General features: G+C 64.4%; 4 protein-coding genes and 1 pseudogene. All 5 read left to right on the top strand.

Annotated features, from left to right (window positions below; genetic code table 11):
* Positions 1 to 938, top strand: a pseudogene (locus tag ACLP2E_RS07015) (IS1634 family transposase); the annotation flags it as partial.
* 29 nt (positions 939 to 967) lie between these two features.
* Positions 968 to 1234: a hypothetical protein gene (locus tag ACLP2E_RS07010; protein WP_442465507.1), complete on the top strand. Its 267-nt coding sequence runs from the start codon at positions 968 to 970 to the stop codon at positions 1232 to 1234.
* A gap of 524 nt (positions 1235 to 1758) precedes the next feature.
* Positions 1759 to 1971 (top strand): hypothetical protein, encoded by a 213-nt coding sequence (locus ACLP2E_RS07005; protein WP_442465506.1) that lies wholly within the window; start codon positions 1759 to 1761, stop codon positions 1969 to 1971.
* A gap of 42 nt (positions 1972 to 2013) precedes the next feature.
* Complete coding sequence (locus tag ACLP2E_RS07000; RefSeq protein WP_442465505.1) at positions 2014 to 2586, top strand: dienelactone hydrolase family protein; 573 nt, start codon at positions 2014 to 2016, stop codon at positions 2584 to 2586.
* Positions 2587 to 2667: 81 nt separating this feature from the next.
* The coding region (locus ACLP2E_RS06995; RefSeq protein WP_442465504.1) for a hypothetical protein at positions 2668 to 2879 on the top strand (212 nt) is incomplete at its 3' end.

Raw genomic sequence — 2879 nt, 5'->3', positions numbered from 1 at the left:
TGGCGTTGTTTCCCGAAGACCGCTCTGCGGGGACTTTGCCGGACGCCTCGATCGTTCGGCTGAAGCTGTCGCAACTGCGGCTGTGCCGGCCGCGGCAATGGGGCGCCTGCTGGCTCGCGCTTTCGCTCTGGGAAGAACTGCGGCTCGACCGGTTCTGGTCGGAGCGCCTGCCGGCGAGCCGCAAGGGCACGCGCTGGGACCAGGAGCTTTTCGTCCTAGTCGCCTACCGGTTGCTGGCGCCGGGCAGCGAGTGGCGGCTGCATCGGGAGTGGTTCGAGCGGACCGCGTTGGCCGATCTCATGGGCGGAGATTTCGGGCTCGCCGAGATCCACAAGCTCTATCGCTGTCATGATCGGCTGCTGGCGCACAAGGAGGCGCTGTTCGGTCACTTGACGGAGCGCTGGCGCGACCTGTTTGCCGCGCGCTTCGATCTGCTGCTCTACGATCTGACCAGCACGTATTTCGAGGCTGAGCCGCCGTTCGCCGAGGGCGACAAACGACGCTTCGGCTATTCGCGCGATCATCGGCCGGACTGCGTGCAGGTGGTGATCGCGCTGGTGGTCACGCCCGAAGGTCTACCGCTCGCCTACGAGGTCCTGTCGGGGAACACGTCGGACAAGACGACGCTGCGGGATTTTCTCGGCAAGATCGAACGGCAATACGGCAAAGCCAGGCGGGTCTGGGTGATGGATCGCGGCATTCCCACCGAGGAAACGCTCGCCGAGATGCGCCAGGCCGATCCGCCCGTGTCGTATTTGGTCGGCGTGCCGAAGGGACGCCTGAGCCGGCTCGAGCGCGCCCTCGTCGGCAAGCCCTGGCAGGAGGCTCGCCCCGGCGTCGAGGTCAAGCTGTTGCCCCAGGACGGCGAGCTCTACGTGTTCGCCCAGAGCCTCGACAGGGTCGCCAAGGAGCGCAGCATGCGCAGGCGGCAACTGAAAGGCCTGTGGGCGCGGACCGCTGGGAAGTCATGACCACCGACTCCGGTGTTCAGGACTACGGAACCTCGGATTTCAAGGGCCGCCCGCTGGACACAGCCTTCGCGCGCGTCACCATCCGGCTCAAGAATGCGATCCTCGGCGAATACAAGGACGCCTGCTTCGTCTTCGGACGGATCGCCGACCCCGAGTTCAACATGACGCGCGAACCGGTCGTCGCCGCTTGCGACGACGAGGGCGCCATCAAGCTCTGGCAAACCGGACATGGTTTCCAGAGCCGATGGACCGTCGGCGGGTGAGCCGAGAATCGCGGAGGGCTGGGCCCGCCGAACATGGAGAAGGGCTTCGTTTCGAGGTGGGGCAAGACCCCGACATGGTTCGCGCTGAGCGAGGATCGGCCGCTGTTCGCCTTCGCGGGCCTATGGACGCCCTGGCGCGGCGTACGCGGCCCGAAGAAGAGCGCGCCGGTTGAGGGCAATCACGAGCTGTTCGGGTTTCTGACGACTGAGGCCAACGCCGTCGCCGCGCCCTGCGCTCTCCCCCCCACAGGTTGTCTATTGCGCTTCCAATTTTGGGCCCGACCGGGAGGGCAGGTCCGCCTACGCCGCCCTCGGCGACACGCACGCCCGGCCGTGATCCGGGCGGAGCGCTTCGCCCACCTCCGACCGCAATTCTGTTTCCGCGCAATTGACGGGGATCAATGGCGCCCGACGCGTGGGGTTTAGTATCCGCGTTCAGGGAACAGGCGGCGCGCGTACGCCGCGGACGAGACGGCGGAACGAAGCGGCGGAACGCACGCCTTGCGCGAATGCGAGGTTGCGTCATGAAATATCATCTTCTCCTGACGACCGCGGCTGTCGTCGGATTGGCCGCCGCGCTGGTCGCCATACCCTCCCTCTCCGCAGCGCAGGCGCCGCCGATGGGCGGCGGCTATACAAACGTTATTCCGATCCCGGTCGATGATCCGGCCGTGAAATCCATTGCGGGAGCGCTCTTCAAGCCGGAAGGCGCGGGGCCGTTCCCCATCGTGATCTAGATGAGCGGATGCGCCGGCATCGACATCCCTCCGGACAGGGCGATGCAGAAGGTTCTGATCGACCATTTGCAGTCCAAGGGCGTCGCGACGTTGATCGTCGATCCGTTCACTGTTCGGCATGAAGACCAAGGCGTGTGCGATAAGGTGGGGTCGGGTCCTGAGGTCTTTGTCAGGGGCGCGAAGGACGTTGCGGCGGTGCGCAAAGCCGTCGCAGGCATGCCTGACATCGACCAAAAACACGTCTTCCTGCAAGGCTATTCATATGGTGCAATAGCCTCGCTAATGGCAAGCGACGTAAAGAACCCGGCAAGCGGGACGCTTGGGTTGGCAGGCGTCATCGCCTACTATCCATACTGCGCGCAAGACGTTGAGCGATCAGTCCCGACCCTCGTGTTGATCGGCGACAAGGACGACTGGACTATTGCCGAAAACTGCAAGGCGGTGAAGGACAAGCCCAACATGGACGTGGTGGTTCTGCCGGGTGCGACGCACGGCTTCGCCATGCCTATGGATAAGCCGGTCGATTTCCAAGGACATCACATCGCGTACGACGAGAAAGCGACCAAAGACGCACAAGAGCGCGCCGACGCATTCATGGCCGCGCACATGAAGTGAGGAAACGTTCGGAGGTTGTGCGAGCGCCTACGGGACTTGCGGGCGCTCGCATAAATAGAGGAGCGGGCACGCCGCGATAGGATGACGGTCGGGTCGCAAAGGGCGCTGAGCCAGCTGAAGAAATGGCGCTCCTACGTCCTGGTGGTCGTCGGTGCCTATATTGTCGCGCTCGCCCTCGGCGCGCTGCTCGGTCCGTTGCGAGACAACCTGGAGAACCAGGTCTTCGATCAGTACCAGCGCTGGAAGCCGAGGCCCTACGACTTCGATCAGCCGGTCCGCATCGTCGACATCGA

This window comes from Rhodoblastus sp. (assembly GCF_052145335.1).
GTDB lineage: Bacteria > Pseudomonadota > Alphaproteobacteria > Rhizobiales > Beijerinckiaceae > Rhodoblastus.
The sequence above is the reverse complement of the archived record's forward strand: the minus strand, read 5'-3'. Positions and strand labels throughout refer to the sequence as shown.

What these genes read in the sequence shown, in the direction of transcription:
- ACLP2E_RS07010 (WP_442465507.1), top strand. Translation starts at nt 968, where the DNA reads ATGACCACCGACTCCGGTGTTCAGGACTACGGAACCTCGGATTTCAAG.
- ACLP2E_RS07000 (WP_442465505.1), top strand. Translation starts at nt 2,014, where the DNA reads ATGCAGAAGGTTCTGATCGACCATTTGCAGTCCAAGGGCGTCGCGACG.
- ACLP2E_RS07005 (WP_442465506.1), top strand. Translation starts at nt 1,759, where the DNA reads ATGAAATATCATCTTCTCCTGACGACCGCGGCTGTCGTCGGATTGGCC.